Source organism: Streptomyces dangxiongensis, from assembly GCF_003675325.1.
Taxonomy (GTDB): Bacteria; Actinomycetota; Actinomycetes; order Streptomycetales; family Streptomycetaceae; genus Streptomyces; species Streptomyces dangxiongensis.
On sequence record NZ_CP033073.1, the window covers coordinates 4,467,835 to 4,491,859 of the forward strand.

General features: G+C 71.2%; 21 protein-coding genes. 9 read left to right on the forward strand and 12 right to left on the reverse strand.

Annotated elements, in window-relative coordinates:
• Positions 1–217 precede the first annotated feature (217 nt).
• The 3 genes from D9753_RS20105 to D9753_RS20115 are packed head-to-tail and all read left to right on the forward strand — an operon-like array spanning position 218 to position 4,320.
• Positions 218–1,063, forward strand: coding sequence for an LLM class F420-dependent oxidoreductase (locus D9753_RS20105; protein ID WP_121788252.1), 846 nt, complete (start codon positions 218–220; stop codon positions 1,061–1,063).
• A gap of 48 nt (positions 1,064–1,111) precedes the next feature.
• A complete protein-coding gene (locus D9753_RS20110; protein ID WP_121788253.1) occupies positions 1,112–3,697 on the forward strand; it encodes a bifunctional FO biosynthesis protein CofGH in 2,586 nt (861 codons plus the stop codon).
• Between the two features lie 59 nt (positions 3,698–3,756).
• Positions 3,757–4,320, forward strand: a complete 564-nt coding sequence (locus D9753_RS20115) for a hypothetical protein (RefSeq protein WP_121788254.1) — start codon at positions 3,757–3,759, stop codon at positions 4,318–4,320.
• On the opposite strand, the gene D9753_RS20120 is transcribed toward D9753_RS20115, so the two are convergent.
• Positions 4,313–4,816, reverse strand: a complete 504-nt coding sequence (locus tag D9753_RS20120; RefSeq protein WP_121791182.1) for a DUF2165 domain-containing protein — start codon at positions 4,814–4,816, stop codon at positions 4,313–4,315. The genes D9753_RS20115 and D9753_RS20120 overlap by 8 nt on opposite strands.
• A gap of 187 nt (positions 4,817–5,003) precedes the next feature.
• Between D9753_RS20120 and D9753_RS20125 the strand changes: the two genes are divergently transcribed.
• Positions 5,004–6,119 carry an ADP-ribosylglycohydrolase family protein gene (locus tag D9753_RS20125; protein WP_121788255.1) on the forward strand — a complete coding sequence of 372 codons (1,116 nt, stop codon included), beginning with the start codon at positions 5,004–5,006 and terminating at the stop codon, positions 6,117–6,119.
• Between the two features lie 112 nt (positions 6,120–6,231).
• On the opposite strand, the gene D9753_RS20130 is transcribed toward D9753_RS20125, so the two are convergent.
• From D9753_RS20130 to D9753_RS20145, 4 genes are all read right to left on the reverse strand, one after another.
• On the reverse strand, positions 6,232–6,495 hold the full coding sequence (locus D9753_RS20130; RefSeq protein ID WP_121788256.1) for a hypothetical protein: 264 nt from the start codon (positions 6,493–6,495) through the stop codon (positions 6,232–6,234).
• 40 nt (positions 6,496–6,535) lie between these two features.
• On the reverse strand, positions 6,536–8,107 hold the full coding sequence (locus D9753_RS20135; protein ID WP_121788257.1) for a sodium:solute symporter family protein: 1,572 nt from the start codon (positions 8,105–8,107) through the stop codon (positions 6,536–6,538).
• A 241-nt stretch (positions 8,108–8,348) separates the two neighbouring features.
• On the reverse strand, positions 8,349–10,199 hold the full coding sequence (locus tag D9753_RS20140) for an MFS transporter (RefSeq protein WP_205614210.1): 1,851 nt from the start codon (positions 10,197–10,199) through the stop codon (positions 8,349–8,351).
• Positions 10,200–10,399: 200 nt separating this feature from the next.
• Positions 10,400–13,183: a D-alanyl-D-alanine carboxypeptidase gene (locus D9753_RS20145; RefSeq protein ID WP_240468229.1), complete on the reverse strand. Its 2,784-nt coding sequence runs from the start codon at positions 13,181–13,183 to the stop codon at positions 10,400–10,402.
• 196 nt (positions 13,184–13,379) lie between these two features.
• Here D9753_RS20145 and D9753_RS20150 point away from each other — a divergent pair, with 196 nt between their 5' ends.
• The 3 genes from D9753_RS20150 (at position 13,380) to D9753_RS20160 (ending at position 15,609) form a co-directional block, all read left to right on the forward strand.
• On the forward strand, positions 13,380–14,141 hold the full coding sequence (locus D9753_RS20150) for a GOLPH3/VPS74 family protein (RefSeq protein WP_121788259.1): 762 nt from the start codon (positions 13,380–13,382) through the stop codon (positions 14,139–14,141).
• 229 nt (positions 14,142–14,370) lie between these two features.
• The gene (locus D9753_RS20155; protein ID WP_121788260.1) at positions 14,371–15,228 is read left to right on the forward strand and encodes a helix-turn-helix domain-containing protein; all 858 of its coding nucleotides are present in this window, start codon (positions 14,371–14,373) and stop codon (positions 15,226–15,228) included.
• Between the two features lie 189 nt (positions 15,229–15,417).
• Entirely contained in the window at positions 15,418–15,609 is a 192-nt protein-coding gene (locus tag D9753_RS20160; RefSeq protein ID WP_121788261.1) for a DUF397 domain-containing protein, read from the forward strand.
• 214 nt (positions 15,610–15,823) lie between these two features.
• Here the strand turns inward: D9753_RS20160 and D9753_RS20165 are convergent, their stop codons facing one another.
• The 4 genes from D9753_RS20165 to D9753_RS20180 form a co-directional block, all read right to left on the reverse strand.
• Positions 15,824–16,708, reverse strand: a complete 885-nt coding sequence (locus D9753_RS20165; RefSeq protein ID WP_121788262.1) for a MerR family transcriptional regulator — start codon at positions 16,706–16,708, stop codon at positions 15,824–15,826.
• 191 nt (positions 16,709–16,899) lie between these two features.
• Entirely contained in the window at positions 16,900–17,406 is a 507-nt protein-coding gene (locus D9753_RS20170) for a glutathione peroxidase (RefSeq protein ID WP_121788263.1), read from the reverse strand.
• 21 nt (positions 17,407–17,427) lie between these two features.
• Positions 17,428–18,276 carry a slipin family protein gene (locus tag D9753_RS20175; RefSeq protein ID WP_121788264.1) on the reverse strand — a complete coding sequence of 283 codons (849 nt, stop codon included), beginning with the start codon at positions 18,274–18,276 and terminating at the stop codon, positions 17,428–17,430.
• A 114-nt stretch (positions 18,277–18,390) separates the two neighbouring features.
• A complete protein-coding gene (locus D9753_RS20180; protein ID WP_121788265.1) occupies positions 18,391–18,579 on the reverse strand; it encodes a hypothetical protein in 189 nt (62 codons plus the stop codon).
• A 215-nt stretch (positions 18,580–18,794) separates the two neighbouring features.
• On the opposite strand from D9753_RS20180, the gene D9753_RS20185 reads away from it, so the two are divergent.
• Entirely contained in the window at positions 18,795–19,934 is a 1,140-nt protein-coding gene (locus D9753_RS20185; protein ID WP_121788266.1) for a glutathione-independent formaldehyde dehydrogenase, read from the forward strand.
• A gap of 86 nt (positions 19,935–20,020) precedes the next feature.
• On the opposite strand, the gene D9753_RS20190 is transcribed toward D9753_RS20185, so the two are convergent.
• Both D9753_RS20190 and D9753_RS20195 read right to left on the reverse strand, forming a co-directional pair.
• Positions 20,021–21,205 carry a flotillin family protein gene (locus tag D9753_RS20190; protein ID WP_121788267.1) on the reverse strand — a complete coding sequence of 395 codons (1,185 nt, stop codon included), beginning with the start codon at positions 21,203–21,205 and terminating at the stop codon, positions 20,021–20,023.
• 11 nt (positions 21,206–21,216) lie between these two features.
• Positions 21,217–21,468 carry a hypothetical protein gene (locus D9753_RS20195; protein ID WP_121788268.1) on the reverse strand — a complete coding sequence of 84 codons (252 nt, stop codon included), beginning with the start codon at positions 21,466–21,468 and terminating at the stop codon, positions 21,217–21,219.
• Positions 21,469–22,206: 738 nt separating this feature from the next.
• On the opposite strand from D9753_RS20195, the gene D9753_RS20205 reads away from it, so the two are divergent.
• Positions 22,207–22,731 carry a hypothetical protein gene (locus D9753_RS20205; protein ID WP_121788270.1) on the forward strand — a complete coding sequence of 175 codons (525 nt, stop codon included), beginning with the start codon at positions 22,207–22,209 and terminating at the stop codon, positions 22,729–22,731.
• Between the two features lie 400 nt (positions 22,732–23,131).
• Here D9753_RS20205 and D9753_RS20215 read toward each other — a convergent pair whose 3' ends face one another.
• Positions 23,132–23,710: a fasciclin domain-containing protein gene (locus tag D9753_RS20215; RefSeq protein ID WP_121788271.1), complete on the reverse strand. Its 579-nt coding sequence runs from the start codon at positions 23,708–23,710 to the stop codon at positions 23,132–23,134.
• Positions 23,711–24,025 lie beyond the last annotated feature (315 nt).

Here is a 24,025-nt window from a genome sequence, read left to right on the forward strand (position 1 = left end):
CGCCCGACGGCCACGACTGACGTTCCGTCAAACAGGCGCGCTATAGCGGGACATGGGGGACGCGGGGTGCCCGCTCGGCCCGTCGGGCCCAGCCGGACCGCCGGCAGGTCCGTGCCGGACGCCCGTACCGCCGCCGCCCTCGGCCGGGCCCTCTCCGGATGCCCGATTCCGACCAGTCGGTATGGACAGACGGGCCGGCGCCCGGTACAGATGCCGCATGCGTATCTCCGTCACGGTCTTCCTCACCGACGAGACCGTCACCCCGACCCGTCTCGCCCGCGAACTAGAGGCCCGCGGCTTCGCCGGCCTGTATCTCCCCGAGCACACCCACATCCCGGTGGAGCGCACCAGCCCGTACCCCGCCGGCGGTGATCTGCCGCGCGAGTACGGCCGTACCCTCGACCCGTTCGTCGCCCTCGGCCAGGCCGCCGCCGTCACCGACCGCCTCGGCCTGGGCACCGGCATCACCCTGGTCGCCCAGCACGACCCGATCGACCTCGCCAAGCAGATCGCCACCCTGGACCACCTGTCCGGCGGCCGGTTCACCCTCGGCCTCGGCTACGGCTGGAACGTGGAGGAGGCCGCCGACCACGGGGTGCGCTGGGGGACCCGGCGTGCGCTGGTCCGGGACCGGATGGCGCTGATGCGCGCCCTGTGGACGCAGGAGCCCACCGCGTACGCCGGGGAGTTCGGCGGCGTGCGGGCCAGCCTCGCCCACCCCAAGCCCGTGCAGGAGCCGCGCGGACCGGTCACCGGTCCCCGCACGCTCGTCGGCGGGGCCGCGGGGCCCAGGCTGTTCGCGCACATCGCCGAGTTCGCCGACGGCTGGCTGCCGATCGGCGGGCGCGGGCTCACCGAGGCGCTGCCCGTCCTGCGCTCGGTGTGGCAGGACGCGGGCCGTGACCCGGCCGCCCTCCAGATCGTCCCGTACGCCGTCCGGCCCACCCCCGGCAAACTCGCCCACTACGCCGAGCTGGGCGTCGAGGAGGTCGTGCTCCAGTTGCCGCCCGCCGGGGAGGCGGAGGTGCTGCGCGCGCTCGACGCGTACACGCCGCTGCTGTAGGTCCCGAGGGCCCCGTGGGGGTGATCAACGCGAACGTATGCTCAAGAGATGACGACTTCCGCGACCCCCGGAACCGGCCCCACCGAGAACTCCATGCGTCGCGCCCTCAAACGTGCCCGGGACGGCGTCGCCCTCGACGTGGCCGAGGCGGCGGTCCTGCTCCAGGCGCGCGGCGAGGCGCTCACCGGCCTCGCCGCGTCGGCCGCCCGGGTGCGGGACGCGGGACTCGAGGCGGCGGGCAGGCCCGGCGTCATCACGTACTCGAAGAGCGTCTTCGTCCCCCTGACCCGGCTCTGCCGGGACAGGTGCCACTACTGCACCTTCGCGACCGTGCCGGGCCGGCTGCGCCGCGAGGGACACGGGATGTTCATGTCCCCCGACGAGGTGCTGGACATCGCCCGCAAGGGCGCCGCCCTCGGCTGCAAGGAAGCCCTGATCACCCTCGGTGACAAGCCCGAGGACCGGTGGCCCGAGGCGCGCGAGTGGCTCGACGCGCACGGCTACGACGACACGATCGCCTACGTCCGCGCCGTCTCCATCCGCATCCTGGAGGAGACGGGCCTGCTGCCCCACCTCAACCCGGGCGTCATGAGCTGGACGGACTTCCAGCGTCTGAAGCCGGTCGCGCCGAGCATGGGCATGATGCTGGAGACGACCGCGACGCGGCTGTGGTCCGAGCCGGGCGGCCCGCACCACGGCTCCCCGGACAAGGAGCCGGCCGTACGGCTGCGGGTGCTGGAGGACGCGGGCCGCTCCTCCGTGCCCTTCACCTCCGGCCTGCTCATCGGCATCGGCGAGACGTACGAGGAGCGCGCGGAGTCCCTGTTCGCCCTGCGCAAGGTCGCCCGCGCCCACCACGGCATCCAGGAACTGATCATCCAGAACTTCCGCGCCAAGCCGGATACGGCGATGCGCGGCATGCCGGACGCCGAACTGGACGACCTCGTCGCCACCGTCGCCGTCGCCCGGCACATCATGGGCGCCACCGCGTGCCTGCAGGCCCCGCCGAACCTGGTCGACAGCGAGTACGAGCGGCTCATCGGGGCGGGCATCGACGACTGGGGCGGTGTCTCCCCGCTCACCATCGACCACGTCAACCCCGAACGCCCCTGGCCGCAGATCGAGGAACTGGCGCGGAGGTCCCGGGCGGCGGGCTTCGAGCTGCGCGAACGCCTCTGCGTCTACCCGGAGTTCGTCCGCCGCGGCGAGCCCTGGCTGGACCCGCGGCTGCGCCCGCACGTCAGCGCCCTCGCCGACCCGGCGACGGGCCTGGCCCGCCCGGACGCGGTCGTCGAGGGCCGGCCGTGGCAGGAGCCCGACGAGGCCTTCACGGCGACGGGCCGCACCGACCTGCACACGTCCATCGACACCGAGGGCCGCACGGCCGACCGGCGCGGGGACTTCGACGAGGTCTACGGCGACTGGGAGGCCCTGCGCGAGGCGGCGGCCCCCGGCATGGCGCCGCAGCGCATCGACGCCGACGTGCGCGGGGCGCTGCGCACCGCCGCCGACGACCCGACGCGCCTGACCGACGCCGAGGCGCTCGCCCTGTTCCACGCGGACGGCCCGGCACTGGACGCGCTGTGCCGGGTGGCCGACGACGTCCGCAGGACGGTCGTCGGCGACGACGTCACCTACATCGTCACCCGCAACATCAACTTCACCAACGTCTGCTACACCGGCTGCCGGTTCTGCGCCTTCGCGCAGCGCCGCACGGACGCGGACGCGTACACGCTCTCACTGGAGCAGGTGGCGGACCGGGCGCAGCAGGCGTGGGACGTCGGCGCGGTCGAGGTGTGCATGCAGGGCGGCATCCACCCGGACCTGCCGGGCACGGCGTACTTCGACATCGCCAGGGCGGTCAAGGAACGCGTCCCCGGCATGCACGTGCACGCCTTCTCCCCGATGGAGGTCGTCAACGGCGCGAGCCGGACCGGGATGTCCGTGCGCGAGTGGCTGACCGCGGCGAAGGAGGCCGGTCTGGACTCCGTCCCCGGTACCGCGGCCGAGATCCTGGACGACGAGGTCCGCTGGGTGCTGACCAAGGGCAAACTGCCCACGGCCACCTGGATCGAGGTGATCACGACGGCGCACGAGCTGGGTATCCGCTCGTCGTCCACCATGATGTACGGGCATGTGGACCAGCCCCGCCACTGGCTCGGCCACCTGCGCACCCTGGCCGGGATCCAGCGGGAGACGGGCGGCTTCACGGAGTTCGTGACCCTGCCCTTCATCCACACGAACGCGCCGGTGTACCTGGCGGGCATCGCCCGCCCGGGCCCGACGACGCGGGACAACCGGGCGGTGACCGCGATGGCCCGTCTGCTCCTGCACCCCTGGATCCCCAACATCCAGACGAGCTGGGTGAAGCTGGGCACCGAGGGGGCGGCGGAGATGCTCCGCTCCGGCGCGAACGACCTGGGCGGCACGCTCATGGAGGAGACCATCTCCCGGATGGCGGGCTCCTCCTACGGCTCGTACAAGTCGGTCCGCGACCTGGTGGCGGTGGCGGAGGCGGCCGGCCGCCCGGCGAAACCGCGCACCACCCTCTACGGCGAGGTCCCCGGGGAGCGGCGGCGGGCGGCCGAGGCGTCCGACGGGCACCTGCCGGAACTGCTGCCCGTCCTGGACTGAGTACGATGATCCGACCCCCGATCCCAGAAGGGGCCCCGTAGCGGAGGAGATGCGTACCCGTGGCTGCCCTACTGCCCTCGTGGGCCTGGGTCACCGGTCTGACGGCGGGGGCGACCGCGGTCGTCGTCGCCCTCGCCGTGCAGGCGGACCACGCGCCGCATCCCACGGCCGCGACGGCCCGGCCCGGCCCGTCGGCGTCGGCGAGCGCCCACGCCTCCCCGACCCCGAGGACGCCGGCCGTGCCGGCCCTGCCGGACGCGTCCGGCGAGGGCCGTCGCATCGTCTACTCGCTCGGCGCGAAGCGGGTGTGGCTGGTCGACGCGACCGGCCGGGCCGGCCGCACGTTCCCGGTGTGGCCGGGCACGGTCGACCCGCGGCCCGGCCGCTACTCGGTCACCCTGCGCACCCAGTCCCTCAAGGGCTCGGACGGCGTGGAGATCGAGCACGTCATGTACTTCACCAAGGCGTCCGGCGTGAACATAGCCTTCTCCAACGCCCTGGACGGTGCCTCGCCGCCGCCGGCGAACGGCCAGAAGCTGGGCGGCATACGCATGCACAAGGAGGACGGCGCCGCGCTGTGGGCCTTCGGCGACCAGGGCACCAGGGTCGCGGTCGTCAACTAGCGTCCGGCCGCCCGTCGCCGGGCAGGTGGTTGACGATCAGGGCGACTCCGGTGATCAGGAACACCCGGGTCGCCGCGTCCAGCCCGTTCCAGCTCTTCGACTGCCACATCGCGAACCACTCGCCGCCGATCGCGATGAACCCGGCACCGAAGAGCAGCAGCAGCATCAGCAGCCCGTAGGTGGACACGCGCCGGGCGAGGCCGTGCCGCCCCCGCGCCCACAGGTACGTGCCCCACACCAGGACCAGGGCCGCCACCGTCTCCCACGCGATGATCAGGACGTAAGCGGTGTCCTGGAGGCCGGTGCTCGTGATGGCCCGCCGCATCAGGGCGTCGTCCCGGAACGTCGTGTCCATCGCCAGCACGTGCCGGACGAACTGCTGGTTGGTGCCGAAGTCGGTGATGTTCCCGACGGCCACCAGGGCGATGTACAGGGCGATGATGCCGGTGAGGAGGCCGGCCGCGGTACTGGAGGTGCGCGAGGTGCGCGTGGTCATGTCCATGGCTGGCATCTTGCCCGACCGCGGGCGGCTCGCGTGGGGGTGCCGCGATCCCCGCGCACGGAATCCGCCACCCCGCGCCGCCCCCGTCCCCTTCGGCCCGCTTCGCCCCACTGAACGGACCGTCCCCGGTCGATTACAGTGCCTAGCGTCGTACGGATGGACGGTGCCGTGAGGAGGCCTGGTGGGTGCGACGTCCGGCGCCGTCTGGGGCCGTGCCGAACAGCAGGACTTCCGCAGCAGGGTGCGCGGCACCCTCCTCGGCACCGCCGTGGGCGACGCGCTGGGCGGCCCGGCGGACGCGCTGTCCTTGGACGGGATCCGGGCGGCCTACGGCCCCGAGGGGCTGCTCGACCTCGCCTTCGGACACGGGCGGCAGGGCACGGTCACCCACCACACCCAGCTCACCCTGTTCACCGTCGACGGCCTGATACGCGCCCAGGTGCGCCGCGACACCGGCGCCTGGCACCCGCCGACCGACCTGCACCGGGCGTACCGGCGCTGGGCCGCCACCCAGACGGACTGGGGACCGGACGAACGCCGCAAGGACGACGGGTGGCTGGCCCGCGAGGAGTGGCTGTACGCCCGCCGCGAGCCGACCCGGGCGCTGCTCATCGGACTCGGCGACGCCGTCATGGGCACGCTGGAGCGGCCGAAGAACCCCGGCGAACCGGGGCCGGAGGCCGTCGCCCGGTCGGCGCCGTTCGGACTGCTGGTCGGCTGGGAACCGCAGCTCGTCGTCCAGCTTGCGGTGGAGTGCGCGGCCCAGACCCACGGCCACCCCCTCGCCTGTCTGTCGGCGGCCGCGTACGCCGTGATCGTGCACGGGCTGGCCCGGGGCGAGAGCCTGGAGGGTGCCGTGCGGGGGGCCCTCGACCTGCTCGCCGTCCGCCCCGGCCACGAGCCGGTCGCGGACGCCCTGCGGCACGCCCTCAGCGCCGTACGGCAAGGCGTCCCGGACCCGGACCGGGTGGAGGAGCTGGCCGGGGACGGCACGGCGGACGGGCTGCTGGCCGCGGCCGTGTACTGCGCGCTGGTCGGTGAGGACGTACGGCACGGGCTGTGCCTGGCGGTGAACCAGAGCGGCCCCTCGGCCGCCGCGGGCGCCCTGACCGGCGGCCTCCTCGGCGCCCTGCACGGCGAGACGGCCCTCCCCCCGGCCTGGCTGGCCGAGCTGGAGGGCCGCCCGACGATGCTGGAACTCGCCGACGACTTCGCGATGGAGATGACCCAGGGCCCCGCCCTGCACGGCCCCGCCGGGTCGTCACCGGGCTGGCTGGCCCGGTACCCGAGGGCGTGACGCGGCCAGAAGCCGGGGACCGCTCCCCGGGGGCCGCGTGGACAGCGCCCCCGAGACGGTCACCGCCGCCCGGGAGCACCTCGCGGCGTGGGCGGCTCCCCCCTCCCGGCTCTCAGGCCCGCACGCAGTGGTGGACGGTCATGCTGCCGCTCGTCTCCGTGTGACGGATGCGCACACCCGCCTGCTTGGTGTACTCCACCTCGAGCCGCTCGCCCGAACCGGTGTCCGACTCACCGGGCGACTCACCGCTGGAGCCGCCCGTGCCGTTGCCCTTGCACGCGGCGAGCAGGGACGCTCCGACACCGGCGGCGAGATAGCGAAGAGTGGTGCGGCGGCCCACCACCCTGGAGGCCGCGCGCACTGAGTCCAGACCCATGTTTTCCCCGTTCATGCCAAGCTGGTGACCAACCGGCAGGCTACAGGGGCTTGTTGGGCGCTCCGATGATGTCGTCTCCCGCCGTGGCCGGCACCGGGACCGTTGCCGCCGCGTCCCCGTCCGTGTTGACCTTCTCGATGACGGCCAGCCGCGCCGGGGTCTCCTCCGGCTTCAGATAGCCGATCAGGACGTACAGGACCAGGGAGACCGCGAGCGGCACCGAGACCTGGTACTGGAGCGGGACGCCTCCGTCGATGTTCCAGTTGACCGGGTAGTTGACCAGCCAGAAGGCCAGCAGGCCCGCCGCCCAGCTTGTGAGGGCCGCCGTCGGGCCGGAGCGGCGGAACGGGCGGAGCAGACCGAGCATCATCGGGATCGCGATCGGCCCCATCAGACCGGCCACCCACTTGATGACGACCGTGATGATGTCCTTGAACGCGGGCGAGTTGACCTGCGTGGCCACCGCCATGGACAGGCCGAGGAAGACGACCGTGGTCACCCGGGCCGCGACCAGCCCCGACCGCTCGCCCCACGCCCGTGCCCGCGCCGACAGCACCGGCGCCACATCCCGGGTGAACACCGCCGAGATCGCGTTCGCGTCGGAGGAGCACATGGCCATGGTGTGCGAGAAGAAACCGACGATGACCAGGCCGAGCAGGCCGTGCGGCAGTAGCTGTTGGGTCATCAGGGCGTAGGAGTCGGAGCCGTCCGGCTTCTGCGCGTGGACCAGCAGCGGGGACATCCACATCGGGAAGAACAGGACCACCGGCCAGACCAGCCACAGGATCGCCGACAGCCGGGCCGAGCGCTCGGCCTCGTGCGCGCTGCCCGTCGCCATGTAGCGCTGGGCCTGGTTGAGCATGCCGCCGTTGTACTCGAAGAGCTTGATGAACAGGAACGCCAGCAGGAACACCGTGGTGTACGGGCCGACCAGCGGCTTGCCGTGGCCGTGCAGGGCCGGCTCGTGCCAGGCGTCGAGGAAGCCGATGTCCCGGTCGCCGAGCTTCAGCACGGCCGCGACGAACATGGAGACACCGGCCAGCAACTGGATGACGAACTGGCCGAGTTCGGTCAGCGCGTCCGCCCACAGGCCGCCGATCGTGCAGTAGACCGCCGTGATCGCGCCGGTGATCAGGATGCCCTGGTTCAGCGACACGCCCGTGAACACGGACAGCAGGGTGGAGATCGCCGCCCATTTCGCGCCGACGTCCACGATCTTCAGCAGCATGCCGGACCAGGCGAGCGCCTGCTGGGTGCGCAGGTCGTACCGGTTCTTCAGGTACTCCAGCGGGGAGGCCACATGGAGCCGGGAGCGCAGCCGGTTGATCCGCGGCGCGAACAGTTTCGAGCCGATGGCGATGCCGAACGCGATGGGGAAGGACCAGGTGACGAACGAGGTGACGCCGTAGGTGTAGGCGATGCCCGCGTACCCGGTGAACATCACCGCGCTGTAGCCCGACATGTGGTGCGAGATGCCGGACAGCCACCAGGGCATCCTGCCGCCGGCCGTGAAGAAGTCCGAGACGTTGTCCACGCGCTTGTGCGACCAGACGCCGATCGCGACCATCACGCCGAAGTAGCCGATGAGCACGGCCCAGTCGAGACTGTTCATGTGCCCGATCGTGGGTCCGAGCACATGAACACGACAAGCGAGCGGTAAGTCAAGTCGAGGCAAAATCGTCCGTGGTACTGATCTGAGTTCATCTACATGAACGTGATGGCCGTGGCCGCACCACGAACGAAAGCGGCCCGGCACCGCGCCGGCACGGCGGCGGGCCGGGCCGCTCACGAGCGACCGCGGGGCCTGCGTCAGGCGGGCGGACGGACCCGCACGCGGCCCGCCGCCACTACCCTCACGGCCTCTTCAGCTCGTCCGGACACGGCGTACCGCGCGGTAGCTGATAGGGCGCGGCCAGGTGATACGTCCCCGTGTGCGGCGCCAGCAACACCGTCCACCGGTCCCCGTTCGCGTCCTCCGGCGTCTGCATCAGACACCCGTCGACGTTCCGGTACGTCTTCGGCGCGTCGGGAGACAGCCGCGGCGGCCGCACACTCTTGCCGTGCTCGTCGACGACGCTCAGCCACGGCGAGTACGGGATCCGGATCAGGATCCGCCCCGCCCTGCGCACCTCCAGCGTCATCTCGCCCTGCTCGGCCCGGTCCACCACCGCGTTCGGCTCGGCGAGCGGCGCCGGATCGGTCACCTTGAACAGTTGCCAGTTGGCGTCGCCCCACACCTGCTCCAGATACGGCATCCCGCGCCGCAGCAGCTCCCGCTCGCGCTCACCGCCGTCCCCGTCCGGGTTGTCCCGGGGCAGCACCACGAAGTGCACGGCCCACCGCTGGAGCCACTCGTGGTAGTTCGCCGAGTTGAGCGTGTCGTCGTAGAAGAGCGGGTTGCGCTCCATGTCGGCCTGCCGGTTCCAGCCGCGGGCCAGGTTCACGTACGGGGCGAGGGCCGAGGCCTCGCGGTGGGAGCGGGCCGGGACCACCTCGACGCGGCCCTTCTCGGCACCGGCCTTCTGCAACTCGTGGACCAGCGGCGCCAGCTCCCGCGCCCAGGACGCGGCCGGCGTCGTGTGGATGATGTCGTCCACCGTCTTGAAACCGAGCCAGCCGGAGAAGCCGAGCAGCGCCAGCACGGTCAGGTACCACGGGCGCGACTTCCGCACCGTGTACGGCAGCACGGCGATCAGCGTCGCGCCCGCGAACAGCATCGGCAGCCGGGATATGTTCGACCCGATCTGCGAGTTGATCAGCCACACCAGGACGACACCGAGGCTGTACACCGCGGCCGTCAGCCGGACGGTCACCCACTCCTTCGGCACCAGGAACAGGCACAGCAGGCCGTACAGCAGCGGCAGGATCACCGAGCCGATGGCCATCGGCTGAGTTCCGGAGAACGGGAACAACCAGGCCGACACCGCGACCACCGCCGTCGGCGCGAGACCCAGCGCCCACGCGCCCGGCCGCCGCTTCTGGAGGAACAGCGCCGCCGCGACCAGACCCACGAACAGCCCCGCGACCGGCGACGCCATCGTGGCGAGCGCGGCCAGCGGGGCGGCGACCAGCGCCTTCGCCCAGCGTTTGTACCGCCACCGGTGCGGCCAGCAGAACACGGCCGCGACCGCGCCGAGCGCGAACATCATGCCGAGCCCGAAGGTGACCCGCCCGGAGATCGCGTTGCACAGGAACGCGACGACCCCGGCGAGCGAGGCCCACAGCGGGTTCCGCACCCCCCGGCTGCGGATCAGCACCAGCGTCAGCAGGCCCGCCGACACCGTCCCGGCGATCATCATCGTCGTACGGACGCCGAGGACCGACATCAGATACGGCGACACCACGCTGTACGAGACCGGGTGCATGCCGCCGTACCAGGCGAGGTTGTAGGCCGAGTCGGGGTGACGGCCGACGAACTCCGCCCAGGCGTCCTGCGCCGCGAGGTCGCCGCCGCTGTTCGCGAACGTGAAGAACCAGATGATGTGCAGCACACCCGACAGCGCGGTGAGCGACAGCACGGGATGCCGCAGCAGCCGCTGCCGGAGAGCCTCGAAGGCGCCGGACGCGGTCCTGCCCGCCCGCACCCCGGCGGCGGGTCCACCCGCGCCGGTCGTCCCCGCGTCAGTCGCCGGCCGGCGTATTCGCGGCCCGGGTCCCGGGTCCGGATCGGTGTCGTCGGCGCGTGTCGGCTCCACTGTGGCCACCTGAAGGCACTCCCCGTGTCCCGTCTTCTGTTCTCGGCCGCATTCCTCGGTGGTCCCGGCCGCTTCCCGTCCAGTGCGCCGCCGCGTCCCGCGACCGGCGACCTGCCCCGATTCGTGACGCTAGCACGCACCCCGCCGCGGGGCTCCCCGGTGGGGTTCCGTCGACGGGGTGCGGGCCGGGCCGGTCGGCCGGCAACGGGTCAGCCGATACGGGTCAGCTTCGCGCCGAGCCCGGGCTCGGCCAGATCCTTCTCCAGGGCCACCGGGACCCGCACCCCACCGGCCGAACCGTCACCCACGGTGAGCGAACCCACCTGGGTGCCGGCCTTCGCGGTGTGCGGCACCGTACCGGAGGTGAAGGACAGGCTCACCTTCAGACCGGACCAGCCGACAGCGGAGACGTCCTTGGTGACCACCACGGGGGTACGGCCGCCGAGCCGGTCGTCCACGTAACCGACCACGTCGCCCTTCTTCAGGATCTTCGACGGGGTCAGCGCCTTCTGGGCGGCGAGCAGCGCGGTCTTGCTGACCTCGTTCGCCGTGGTGAGGATCGGCGGCTTCTGCTGGTCCAGGATCGCGCCGACGACGGTGACCGCCTGTCCGCCGACCTGCTTGCGGGAGGCGAAGAGCAGGTTGCCGCCGGCCGCGGTGGTGGTGCCGGTCTTGATGCCGAGCGCGCCGATCCGGTACGGCAGCTCGTTGTAGTTGGGCCAGTTACGGCCGGAGGGGTCCGTCCAGCTTGCCGCGCTGGTGATGTCGACCAGCGCCGGCACCTTCACGACCGCCCGGCCCAGCTTCACCTGGTCCTGGGCCGTCGAGACGGTGGTCTCCTTCAGGCCCGAGGGATCGGTGTACCTCGTACCCTTCATCCCCAGCTCCCTGGCGGTGGCGTTCATCTTCTTCACGAACGCCGCCTCCGAGCCCGCGTCCCAGCGCGCCAGCAGCCGCGCGATGTTGTTGGCGGAGGGGATCATGACGGCCGACAGGGCCTGCTTCTCGGTGAGGTGGTCGCCGGCCTTGACGGTGTTCAGCGTCGACTCGCCGTCCTTGTCGTAGCCGCCCTCCTTCTCCGCCTTCGCGTCGACCTCGATCTTCGGACCCTCCTGGCCCCGCTTCAGCGGGTGGTCCTTCAGCACGATGTAGGCGGTCATGGTCTTGGCGACCGACCCGATGGCCACGGGCGTCTGCTTGCCGAAGTGGCCCATCGTGCCGACGCCGTCCACGTCCACCCAGCCCTGGCCCTCGCCGGGCCAGGGCAGCCGCAGCGGGTCACCGTCGAACGTGTAGGTGCCCTCGGCGGTCAGCGCGAGCGCGGGGGGCGGCAGTGGGCGGAACGCCTGCACGACCGCCAGGACGACCACCAGGAGCAGCACCAGGGGCGTCCAGATCTTGACCCGGCGCACCAGGGTACGGACCGGGGTCTCCGGGGGCGGCGGCGTGTTCGTCAGCTCCGCCAGCAGATCCAGCGGCGGCTTGGGCGGAAGCGGCTGCTGCGTGGTCCGCTCGGGACCGACCTGGGGGACGGGGGTGGTGGCGTCGGGGACGGAAGCGGGGGCGGGCTTGGGCTTGGGCTTGGAGGTCGTGGCGGGGGCGGGGGTGGACGTGGGTGCGGGTGTCTTGCCGCCCGGCCGCATGTCGTCCCTCAGCGCGACGAACTTGCTGGTGCGCTCGGACTCGGACTCCGGGGGCTTGGGCTTGCCGCCGCCGAGCTTCAGCATGGTCGTCGGCTGATCGACCTCGGGCTTCTTCGGCCGTACGGCCTTGAAGACGGCGGTCGCCTGATCGAGCGCCTCGGCTCCGCCATCGGCCGCCTTCGATTTCCCACCCGCACCACCCGTGCGGCTCTCGTCGTCACCCGCGGGTGGCCCCTGCGGGTCGCCCCCGCCGTCGGCGGCTTCCGGCTCGACCTCGGCGTCGACGGCGCCCTCAGGCTCGGCTCCACCGGCAACCTCGGCCTCGGCCGCGGCCTCACCGGAGGCGGTCGCGGGGACGGCCTTGGCGGCAACCTTGGGCCCGGTCTTGGCGGCGGCGGTCGCGGGGACGGCCTTGGCGGCAACCTTGGGCCCGGTCTTGGCGGCGGCTTCCGGTTCCTTCCGGCCGTCGGCGGCCTCCGGCCTGTCCTCGGCGTCGGCGGCTTCCGGCCTGGCGTCGGCGGTCTTCGGCTCGGTGCGGGTCTTGCGGGCCTCGGGCACGTCCTTGGTGGTGCGGGCCTGTGCGCCTCCGGCGACGGCGCCCCCGGCCGCGCCGCCCCGGGCCTTGGCGCCGGGCCGGGCCTTCGTGCCGGCCCTGCCCTTCGTGGGGGTCTTGGGGGCGGCCCCGACGACTCCGGTGTCCGTGCCGGTCTCCGCGTCGGCGCCGGCCTTCGAGGCGGACTTCGTGCCGGGCTCGGACTTCGTGCCGGCGTCGGCCTTCGAAGCGGTCCTCGTACCGGTCCTGCGCTTCGAGGTGCCCTTGGCTGCCACGTCGGCCTTGGCGGTCGGTTCGCTCTCGGCGCTCGCCCCGACGTCCGCGTCAGCCTTCGTGCCCGCGGCCGGGGCAGTCTTCGCCGCCGCGGTGCTCGCCGGCTCGGCCGAGGGGGTCCCGGGGGCCGTGTCCCGTCCTTCGGCGCTCGCCGTCGGGCTCCCCGTGCCGGTGGGGTTCGGCTCGGCCGGGGTCGGGCGCTGCGCGGAGGTGCCGGGGTCGGGCTTCGGGGTCTCGGCTCCGCGTACCCACGCCGACACCGCGGTGCGAAGGTCGGCATCCTCGTCCGGGACCGTCGAGGGCTCGTCTCCGGGTTCCGTCGGCTCGGTGACCGCGGCCGGCCGTGCGCCCCGTACCGACAGGACCGTCGTCGCCGTATCCACCCGGCCGCCGCCCGAGGAATCCTTCTCGCGGGAGACCGCGCGGCGCGGATCGCGCGCCTCGGGAACCGAACCCGCGCTCCCCGACGTCGGTTCCGCCGACGACTCGCGCTGCTTCGACCTGTCGGGGGACTCGCCCGCCACCGATGCCTCCTTCATGCGCCGCACGCCCACGAGCGCGCCCTGTCCGAACCATGTACCAGTGTCCTGTGTGAGGACTTGGCCCCTGCGGTAGACGAGAACGACATACCTGCCGGTTCCCTCATGAACCGGTCACGTGCCCTCGACAAGCCAATGTGAGAGGGGTCACCCTGTCATTCATCCACGCGGGGAGGCATGGATGGGCAGGAGCCGCAGAACACTTCCGGAGGAGCTTCTGTTGCTCGCACTGGACCCGGCCACGGGTACCACTGCGCAGCCGCAGTCGCTCGACCTCGGTCTGGCCGGTGCACAGCTAGTGGAGCTGGCGCTGGCCGGACGGATAGCCCCAGACGGGGATCGTATCGCCGTGGTGGTGCCACGGCCGACAGGAGATCCGACTCTGGACTGCGCGTTGGAGTTGCTGCGAAGGCGTGGCGCTCCGGTACGTGCCGTCCACTGGATCGGCGGGCCGCGCCTGGGGCTCCGCCAGACCTACCTCTCGCATCTGGAGAGGTGCGGCATGGTGCATGCCGTGGCCGGCCAGATGTGCGGGGTACTGCCGACGACGCGTTATCAGGCGACCGACAACGAGATCAGCCGGGAGATCCGAGCCCGGCTGGATTCCGCGATCCGCACCGGCGTACCGCCGGACCCGCGGACCGCGGCGCTCGCCGCGCTGGCGCACGCCGTCGGGCTCGGCAAGCACCTGTATCCGGGGAACGAGGGGCGCTCGTCCCGGTCCCGGCTGCGGGACCTGATCCGCCACGACCCCATGGGCGGACTGGTCGCGCACGCGGTGATGGACGTGCAGAACGGTGCGGGCGCACAGCCGCGCCGGGGCCAGGCCCCGGTCGGCCGGCAGGCCGCGTCGGCGTCCGGCGTCCGGTCCGCACCGGAACCCGCACGCGGGGTTCCGATGCAGCCGCGCCACGGGTCCATGGTTCGCGCAGTGGCCCACTGAGCCGTAACCCCGGTTCCCACAGACCCGGTTCGGGAGCCGCTGGTCCGAGCGGGGCGGCGAGACCCTTGTGGTCCGCCGCCCCGCTCGGCTGCGTCCGGGTTGCCGCGACGACACCCGGTGTGCCGCACATCCACTGTTTTCCAGCGGCGGAAAGCACCTTGGTGGCAATCTGCTCAACAGCAGATACGGAAAGTCAGGTAACAGGCAGGCAGCCGGAGGTGCGCGTCCCGTGGCGTCCAATGTCAATCCCACCGTCAGGCGGCGCCGGCTGGGCCAGGAGCTGCGCAGGCTCCGTGAGCTCAAGGGCATGACGGCCGAAGAGGTGGCGGAGCGGCTGCTCGTGTCGCAGTCGAAGATCAGCCGGCTGGAGAACGGCCGCCGGAGCATCAGTCAGCGCGACGTGCGCGATCTGTGCGGGGTGTACGAGGTCGAGGATCAGCGGATCGTCGACTCGCTGATGGAGATGGCCAGGGACTCGCGGCAGCAGGGGTGGTGGCACACCTTCGGGGACATCCCGTACAGCGTGTACATCGGCCTGGAGACCGACGCGGAGTCACTGCGGGTGTACGAACCCCAGTTGGTGACCGGCCTTTTGCAGACCCGGGCCTATGCCGGGGCGCTGGTGCAGGGGGCGTTGCCGGAGACGTCGACGGCGGAGATCGAGAAGCGCGTCGAGGTCCGGATGCGGCGACAGGAACGTATCACCGCCGAGAACAACCCGCTGCGGCTGTGGGTGGTGCTGGACGAGGCCGCCCTGCGCCGGGTCGTGGGCAGCAAGCTGGTGATGCGGGAACAGTTGGAGCACCTGATGGAGATGTCTCAGCTACCGCACGTCACCGTGCAGGTGCTGCCCTTCGAGGTGGGCGCGCATCCGGGGCTCAACGGCCAGTACGCGATCCTGGAGTTCGCCGACGCGGCCGACTCCAGCGTGGTGTACCTGGAGGGCGTCACCAGCGACCTGTACCTGGAGAAGGCGCAGGACGCGCAGAAGTACGCCGTGATGTACGAACATCTGCGGGCACAGTCGCTCAATGTGGAAGCATCCCGGCAGTACATCGCGAATGTGGCGAAAGGGTACGCCGACTGAGCCGTTCCCGGTGAGGGCGCCGGATCGTACACCGCCGGTCCACTCCAGTGGAAGACACATCCGGAATATGCCATCCGGTCGAGTGAACGGCTCCTCCGGCGGCGGCAGTTGCCCGGTAGCGTCGATCACGCCAAGCAGCCGACATGGTTGGCGTGAACCGCACTACCGAAACTCGCAACAGGAGTGGACATGGCACTGATTCAGGGCGCTTCGGAGACGTGGATGAAGTCTTCCTATTCCGCGGGCAACGGCGCCTGCGTCGAGGTCAAGTCGCCCACCGCCGCCGAACTCGCCGTCCGTGACTCCAAGGACCTCCAGGGCCCGGTCCTGGCCTTCCCCGCGACCGCCTGGAACGCCTTCGTGGCCTCCGTCAAGGCGTGAGGGGCTCTCCCTGACCCTGGCCCGACAACTCCACAGCACCACACGCATCGAGAGCACGACAGCTCCACAGGCACGACAAGCAGCACGAGCACCACAAGTACAACGAGCAGCACAAGCATCACCGGAAGAGCCCTCTCGTCCAGTCGCCGTCCTAGCCGAGAGGGCTCAGGCCCGCCCCACGCCCCCTACGGGGCGCAGCGGCCGGTGTGGAAGCTCATCTCCCCACTGAGCAGGTCACTGGGAAGGCGACGTCACACACCGGATCGTCGGCCCCCGCCGCCTCCCAGTCCGCGAAGTACACCTCGCGGCAGGGCCCCGCCGCCCGAAGCCCCTGCCCGGCCAGCCACTGCTCCACCGCCTCGAACGCGGCCAGGATCTGCGGATGTGCCACCTGCGCCTTGGTGATCCGGGTGTAGGCCAGCCGGATCGCCGGCTGCACCCGTACCCCCGCCTCCCAGGCCCGCCCGTGCCGCACGGCCCACGCCCGGGCCGCCGCTTCGTCCGCCACCGGCACACAGCACTCGGCCGGTCCGTCGCTCTCCATCGACACCTCGGAGTGGTAGACCACGAACGGCGCTCCGGTGACGCCCCCGCACTCCCGCGCAGCACCCTCCAGCCGCCCCAGCGACGCCCCGATCCAGGCCGGCAGCTCGTCCGCCAGCGTGTGCCGCGACTCGGTGACCAGCACCTGCTCCGGCACGTCCACGGTCTCGATCACGAACTTGTCGTACATCTCGGAGTTCCTCCCCGACAGCCGTCCACGGAGGTACTCGGCGAGGGTCCGCTGCCCGGCCAGCCGGGCCTCCACGTCCGCCCAGTAGGCGTCGAGCAGCTCGGCGGCCCGGGCGCCCTCGGCCCCGGCCACCTCGGCGATCCGGGCGAGCGGCATGTCCAGCCGCCGTAGCAGGGCCACCAGCCGCGCGTGCTCCACCTGGCCGGCGCGGTAGTAGCGGTAGCCGCTGACCTCGTCGACATGGGCCGGGGCCAGCAGGCCCAGCCGGTCGTACAACCGCAGCGCCTTGGCCGACAGCCGGGCCCGCGCGGCGAACGCGCCGATGCTGAGCAGTTCCTCGTCCACGGCGCGGACCCCCTCGGTCACCGGCTCGCCGGCAGGACGCCCGAGCCGGTGCCGGGGGGCCCGAACACGCTCGGGCCTTCCGGCCGCCGCGCACTCGCACCCCCGTCACCGACGGGCCGCTACGGCTCCCTCACTCCTCCGTCACCGGGCGGTCCGTTCCGCCCGGCACGCAGGACGCTCGTCCTTGCCCCTGGGGCAAGGTCAAGCCGTGTTCAGCCGAGCTGCCCCTCGATCGCGGCGATGACCGCGTCCGACTCCGGCTCGGTCTGCGGCGAGAACCGCGCGACGACCTGGCCGTCCCGCCCGATCAGGAACTTCTCGAAGTTCCAGCGGATGTCCCCGCTGTGCCCCTCGGCGTCGGCGAAGCCGACCAGCCGCTCGTACAGCGGGTGCCGGCCCGCGCCGTTCACCTCCACCTTCTCGGTCAGCGGAAAGGTCACGCCGTACGTCGCCGAGCAGAACTCCGCGATCTCCTCGGCGCTGCCGGGCTCCTGCCCGAGGAACTGGTTGCAGGGCACTCCCAGCACGGTGAACCCCTGCTCGGCGTACCGCTCCTGGAGCTTCTCCAGCCCGGTGTACTGCGGGGTCAGCCCGCACTTCGAGGCCACGTTCACGATGAGCACGGCCTTGCCCGCGAACCGCCGCAGATCGGCGGAGCCACCCTGGAGGGCGCCGATCTGGACATCCAGCACGGAGCCGTTGTGGTCAGTAGTCGTCATGGGCGGATGCTAGCCCCTGCGCTACGGCCGGCCCTCACCCTCCTGCGCCGGAGCGGGAGCGGAAGGACGCCGGTCCTCGGCCTGCCGGGGCACCCCGTGGTCGCCGTCGAGCTTCTTCGCGGCCCGGTCGAAGTACCGCAGCAGTTCCACCGGGAACGGCATCACGAGCGTGGAGTTCTTCTCGGCGGCCACCTCGACGACGGTCTGCAACAGCCGGAGCTGCATCGCCTCGGGGGTGTCCGACATGATCCGGGACGCGTTGGCGAGCTGCTGCGCGGCCTGGAACTCGCCGTCCGCGGTGATGACCCTGGCCCGCCGTTCCCGCTCGGCCTCGGCCTGCCGCGACATGGACCGCTTGAGTGACTCCGGTAGCTGTACGTCCTTGATCTCGACCCGGTCGATGTGGACACCCCACCCGGCGGCCGGGCTGTCGATCATCAGCGCGAGCCCTTCGTGCAGCCGCTCCCGGTCACTGAGCAGGTCGTCCAGGTCGCTCTTGCCGATGATGGACCGCAGGGAGGACTGGGCGACCTGCCCGACCGCGAAGACGTAGTCCTGCACCTCGATGGCCGCGCGCACCGGGTCGGTGACCCGGAAGTAGACGACGGCGTCGACCTTCACCGACACGTTGTCCCGGGTGATGCCCTCCTGTGTCGGCACGGGCATGGTCACGATCTGCACGTTCACCTTGCGCATCCGGTCGGCGAACGGGATCAGGAAGGTGATGCCCGGCTGCCGGTGGCTCGGCAGCGCCTTCCCCCAGCGGAACACGACCCCGCGCTCCACCTGGTTGACGACCCGCATCCCGGCCTTCAACACGAGCAGCAGAACCCCGACCACGACCACCACTGCCACGACGGTGCCTTCCACGGCACTCCCCTCTCCGACGCGATCCGGACAACGGGGAGGACACCGCGACGGGGGCCGGCGGATCCGGCCCCGGCGTCAGGGAAACGTAAAGAACGCCGGCCTGGACACGCCGGGTCAGGTGGGGGGTGTGTCGTCCGGCTGGGTGTCCGCGAACTCCCACCAGGCCAGCGGCAGCCAGTCTCCGTCGACGAAGCCGTCGACGGACCCTCCGGTGCCCCGTATGGTCACCGGGGTCCCTTCCGGATAACTGGTGCCGGACAGCCCTGACACCGGGACGAGCAACTTGCCGAGACGTCGTGTCAAGGTTCTCGATCCTCTCTGAACTGTACGGAAATAGGACTTCGCAGCCCTTAGATGCAAATCGTCTCATCATGCGCCAGTCTGGAATATGAGGAAACGCACAGAAGGCCGGTCGAGCTGCGTGGATCAAGGCCCGTTTCCTCGATGGACAGCGGGGTCTCTCCGGCTGCCGTTCCCGTACGTGATCGAGCAAACACACTAGGTGGAGGTGCTCGACAATGAGGGCTGTCGTGTACAAGGGACCGTTCGAGGTAGCGGTCGAGCAAGTGGAAGATCCCCGGATCCAGCACCCGAACGATGTGATCGTGGGCGTCACGTCGACCGCCATCTGCGGCTCCGACCTGCACATGTACGAGGGCCGCACCGCCGCCGAGGCGGGGATCGTCTTCGGCCACGAGAACCTGGGGGTCATCGAGGAGGTCGGCGAGGGGGTGACGGCGCTCAGCCGTGGGGACCGGGTCGTCATGCCGTTCAACGTCGCGTGCGGTTTCTGCAAGAACTGCACGGCGGGCCTCACCGGCTTCTGCCTGACCGTGAACCCGGGCTTCGCCGGCGGTGCCTACGGCTACGTGGCGATGGGCCCCTACGTGGGAGGACAGGCGGAGCACGTACGGGTGCCCTACGCCGACTTCAACTGTCTGAAGCTACCCGAGGGCACCGAGAAGGAGACCGACTTCGTCCTGCTGGCCGACATCTTCCCCACCGGCTACCACGGCAACGAACTGGCCGACGTGCGCCCCGGTGAGAGCGTCGCCGTCTACGGTGGCGGCCCGGTCGGGCTGATGGCCGCGTACTCGGCGATCCTTCGGGGGGCGAGCAAGGTCTTCGTGGTCGACCGGGTGGCCGAGCGGCTGCAGAAGGCCGAGGACATCGGCGCCGTACCGGTCAACTTCACCGAGGGCAACCCGGTCGAGCAGATCCGGGAGCAGACCGCGGGTGAAGGTACGGACAAGGGCATCGACGCCGTCGGCTACCAGGCCCAGGCGGGCGGCGAGGGCCGCGAGGAACCGGCGACCGTGCTCAACTCGCTGGTGGAGACGGTCCGGCCGACGGGTGCTCTGGGTGTGCCGGGCCTGTATGTTCCGCGCGACCCGGGTGGACCGGACGAGCAGGCCAAGCAGGGCATGCTGATGGTCGCCATCGGGCGCTTGTTCGAAAAGGGACTGCGTGCGGGCACCGGCCAGTGCAACGTCAAGCGCTACAACCGTCAACTGCGTGACCTGATCATCGAGGACCGCGCACAGCCCAGTTTCGTCGTGTCGCACGAACTGCCCCTCGATGAGGCACCGACGGCGTACGAGAAGTTCGACAAGCGGGTGGAGGGCTACACCAAGGTCGTACTCCACCCCCAGGCGTAAACGCCCCGCGAGCACCCGGCTCGCCGCGGGCCGGAACCGGGGCCGCCTGTCCAGGCGGCCCCGACGGGTCGTCCCCGGGAACTCCCTCAGTCGAGGTCCACCGGACCGTCCTTCGGCTTCTGCTCCTTGCCGGCGGCCAGTCGGAGCAGGCCGCTGTCCTCGCTCCTCTCGGGCCGGCGACCGTCGGAGTCCTGACCGTTCAGGTTCTGCCGGACGGAGTCGAGGATCGTCAGCCCCTGGGACACCAGACCGGCGGCGATCTCGCCGAGGCCGTCCGCGCCGTTGAGGACGTTGACGTTGGCGCCGGCGAGGCCACCGGCGGCCTCCTTGACGATCTGCGGGAGCTGGTCGATCAGCATCCGGTCGAGCGCGACCCGGTCGTAGGAGGCCGCCGCCTCTGCCTGGATCTTCATCCGCTGCGCCTCGGCGGCCGCGAGAATCCTGACCCGCTCGGCCTCAGCCTCGGCGGGCTTCACGATCTCGGCCACCAACTGCTGCTGACGCAGCTTGGCCTGTCGCTGGGCCAGCTCCGTCTGTGCGGCGAGCACCTCCTGCTGGGCGTCCGCCTGCGCCAGCGGTCCGGCCTGCGCGGCCTTGGCCTGGGCGCGGTCCACCTCGGCCGAGTACTCGGCCCTGACGATGGCGGTCTGCCGGGCGTACTCGGCCTGCTCACGGGCCGCCGCCTGTTCCGCCTGGGCCGCGGCCTGGGTGGCCTGCGCCTGGGCGATCTGGGCCTGCCGCTGGATGGCCGCCTTGTGCGGCGCGGACATCGCGTCGATGTAGCCGGTGTCGCCGTCGTCGATCGACTGGATCTGAAGGGAGTCGACGGTCAGACCGATCTTCGCCATCTCGGTCTTGGAGGTGTCCAGGACCTCCGCGGCGAGCTTCTGCCGCTCGGTGACGATCTCCTCGACCGTCATCGAACCGATGATGGCCCGCAGGTGACCGGCGAAGATCCGGCCGGTGAGCACCGACATCTGCTCCTGGTCGGAGAGGAACCGCTGGCCCGCGTTGATGATGCTCTCGTGATCGTTGCCGACCTTGAAGGCGATGACCGCGCGGACGTGCAACGCGATGCCCTGCCTGGTCACACACGTCTCGGTGACCTCGGACTCACACATGGACAGGGTGAGGAAACGGACCTTGCGGAAGACCGGGAGCACGAACTTGCCGTGCCCGGTGACCACTCGAAACGGCGCGCCCCCCAGGCCCCGCCTGCCTCCCGAGATCAACATCGCCTCGTCGGGGGCGGGAACGCGGTATCCGAACATGCCTGTACTCCTCAGTCGGCGTCGGCGGTGTCCTCGCCGAGCGCGTCCAATGGATCCACCCACTCGATGACACCGACCTCACGGCATCCACGCGATTCGATCACGAGCACCGTCGCGCCCGCGGACAGGGGGTTCTCCGACCAGGCGAGGAAGGTCTCGGAGCCGCCTCTGACCCGTACCAGGATCTCGCCGGGGCCCGCGGATCCGCGAGTTCCGATGAGTACCTTCCCTGTGCAGCCGATCACGGCCTCGTCCTGCGGCATCACCGGCTGTCCTCCTCGTCCTGGCCCCATGTGATTCCGACGATAGCCCCAGCCCGGCCGGGACCCAACGGCCAGAAGGCCACGCTCTGCACCGCCGACGCCCCGCAGCGGAACCCCGGGGCCGAGCCGGAGCCGCGGGGCCATGCCGGTGCCGGGTCCGACGTGACCGAGACGCCCACTCACGTCTCCGTCGTCCCCCTCGTCCCCGTCGTCAGGGGCGGACCGCCGCGGTCCGGGCCGCCACCCGGTCGGCCGACCCGGCGCGCGTCGTCCCAGCGTCCCGGGAGGGCATCGCGTCCCAGGAGGGCATCCCAGGTATCCATGTTTCCGCAGGTCAGATGGGGTGGGATGGTTCCACCGTCGCAGGTGTGGCGGCAGCTCTTGTGTGGCTCCCCGGCGTCCTCGAAGCTCTGGGTGTCGCACCGGCCGAGGCAGAACGACCGCCCCGGGAAGCAGCGCGGCAACGACACCCACCCTGCGCCTGAGTACCGGGACAGCTCTGTGCCCGCGTACCCGAGGCGCGGCGTTCGGCACCCCGCGGCGCCCGTCGCCACACGACGGCCCCGGGGGGCGAAGACACCGGGCCGACTCCTGTCCGATCGGGCAGTCGGGCCGTCCAGTCCTCGAACCGGTCGGACGCGGACGGGGTGGCGACAGACCGGCGGACGCCTCCGGCACCAGATCCGGAACCGGCCGCGAGCAACCACATACGAATCAGAGAGACGAAGGAAGACACACATGAACAAGAAGCCCCTCGCACACCGTCGTCCGGGCCGCCGCGCGGCCGTCGCCGTCGGCCTCGCCCTGGCTGTCGGACTCGGTGTGTCGGCACAGGTGCCGGCCCAGGCGTCCGTCCATGCCCCCGCGAAGGTGTCCACCGCCGCACCGCAGTCGGTCAACGGCACGTCCGGCCAGGCGGTGACCCGGGTCGCTGACTTCTACGGCGCGTACATCGACGCGAAGGGCGACTACACGGACCCCGACAGCACGCTGGCCACGGCGCTCCGCAAGCACTACCTGACGCCCGACTTCGCCAAGCGGCTGACGGCCTGGGAGGAGAAGAACGAGGCGGACGGCGTCCTGCGGGCCCAGAACGTCCCGGCGCACTGGACGGTGACCGACAACGGCGCCGTGGGCAACGGCCACGAGGTCATCGTCACCCTGACCTACGGCAGCGGGGAGACGACGCAGAAGACCAAGCTCTTCGTGCTGTTGGAGCGGTACGACCACATCGCCGACATCAGCACTACGAGCAACCGCTGACGGCGGAGCACGGAGAGACCCACCGCCTACTCGGACGCGTCCTGGGGTGATCGGCGTCCGGGGTCGTACGCCACGGTGAACGCCGGAACGGTGGCGCGGATGTGTGGGGCGCGGCCGTCAGACGCCGACCGGCGGTGAGCGGAAAGTGAGCCGGACGAGCCCGAGGGGTCCGACCACGCCATGGTCGGACCCCTCGAACGTGTTCGCTCCCTGGCCCTTTGCACCCGTTGTGCTGGACGTCACGCACAGTAGCCTCAGGCCATGCCCGAACCCTCGGTGGCACATTTCTACGACGAGTACCGTCTACTGGGCGCTCGGCCAGGACCGGCTGGCCGGCCTCGTGACTGCCGCCGGGTTCGTGGACGCCGAGTGGCGTATGCCGCACGAAACGGGTTGGGAGTCAGGACGGGGGCTGGAGAACCGCGTCAATGACGTAGATGGTGGCGTTCGCGGCCTGGATGTTCCCGCAGACGATGTTCGCCTTGCCGTTCACCTTGAAGTCGGTGCCCGAGCCGGATGTGGTCAGTTTGCCGCCTTCGACCGTCGTGAAGGAACCCTTGGAGAGTTCGTCCGGGGTGATCTGCTTATCCACCACGTGGTAGGTGAGCACCTTCTTAAGCTGCCCCTGATTGCCGAGCAGCGAGGCAAGCTGCGACGCGGTCACCTTCTGGAACGCCTGTTGGTTGGGAGCGAAGACGGTGATGTGCGGTTTTCCGTCGAGGGTGTCGCTGAGCCGCGCTCTGACCAGGGCTGAGACGAGCTGGCTGAGCTGTGGATAGGCGGCCGCGGCCTCCACGACCTTGTCCTTGGCCGTGTCGGCCTTCTGGGAGAGCGCCGAACAGCCGGAACCGAACGTCCCCGACGGGCTCGGAGACGCATCCCGCGCGTGGCTCTGCGACGCCGGAACTCCGAGCGCGAGCGGGATGGCGACCACAGCCGCCGCGGCGGCCTTTGCTGTACGCATGCGGGTGAACCTCATCGCAACTCCCTCCGGGGCGTGAACACTGCGAAGGCTGGGACTGCGGTGGACTGCGGAAGTCTTCGTCTCCGCTGACGGCGGCGGGGGCGGCTGCTGCACCCGAACTCGGGGCCGACATCACCCGGCCACCCAGCGAGCGTATCCAGCAGGCGCTGATGACCGCATCTCGAAGCCGGGACACGGCACCCCCGGCCCCGCCGGCCTCGACCTGCGCGGGCTCGCCGAGTTGCCGACGCCTGACGGCCACGCGTCCCGCAGCTCTGCGACGGCGGTGTCCATGAGAGCGCGGCATGGCCTCGTCTCCGTGGAACTCTT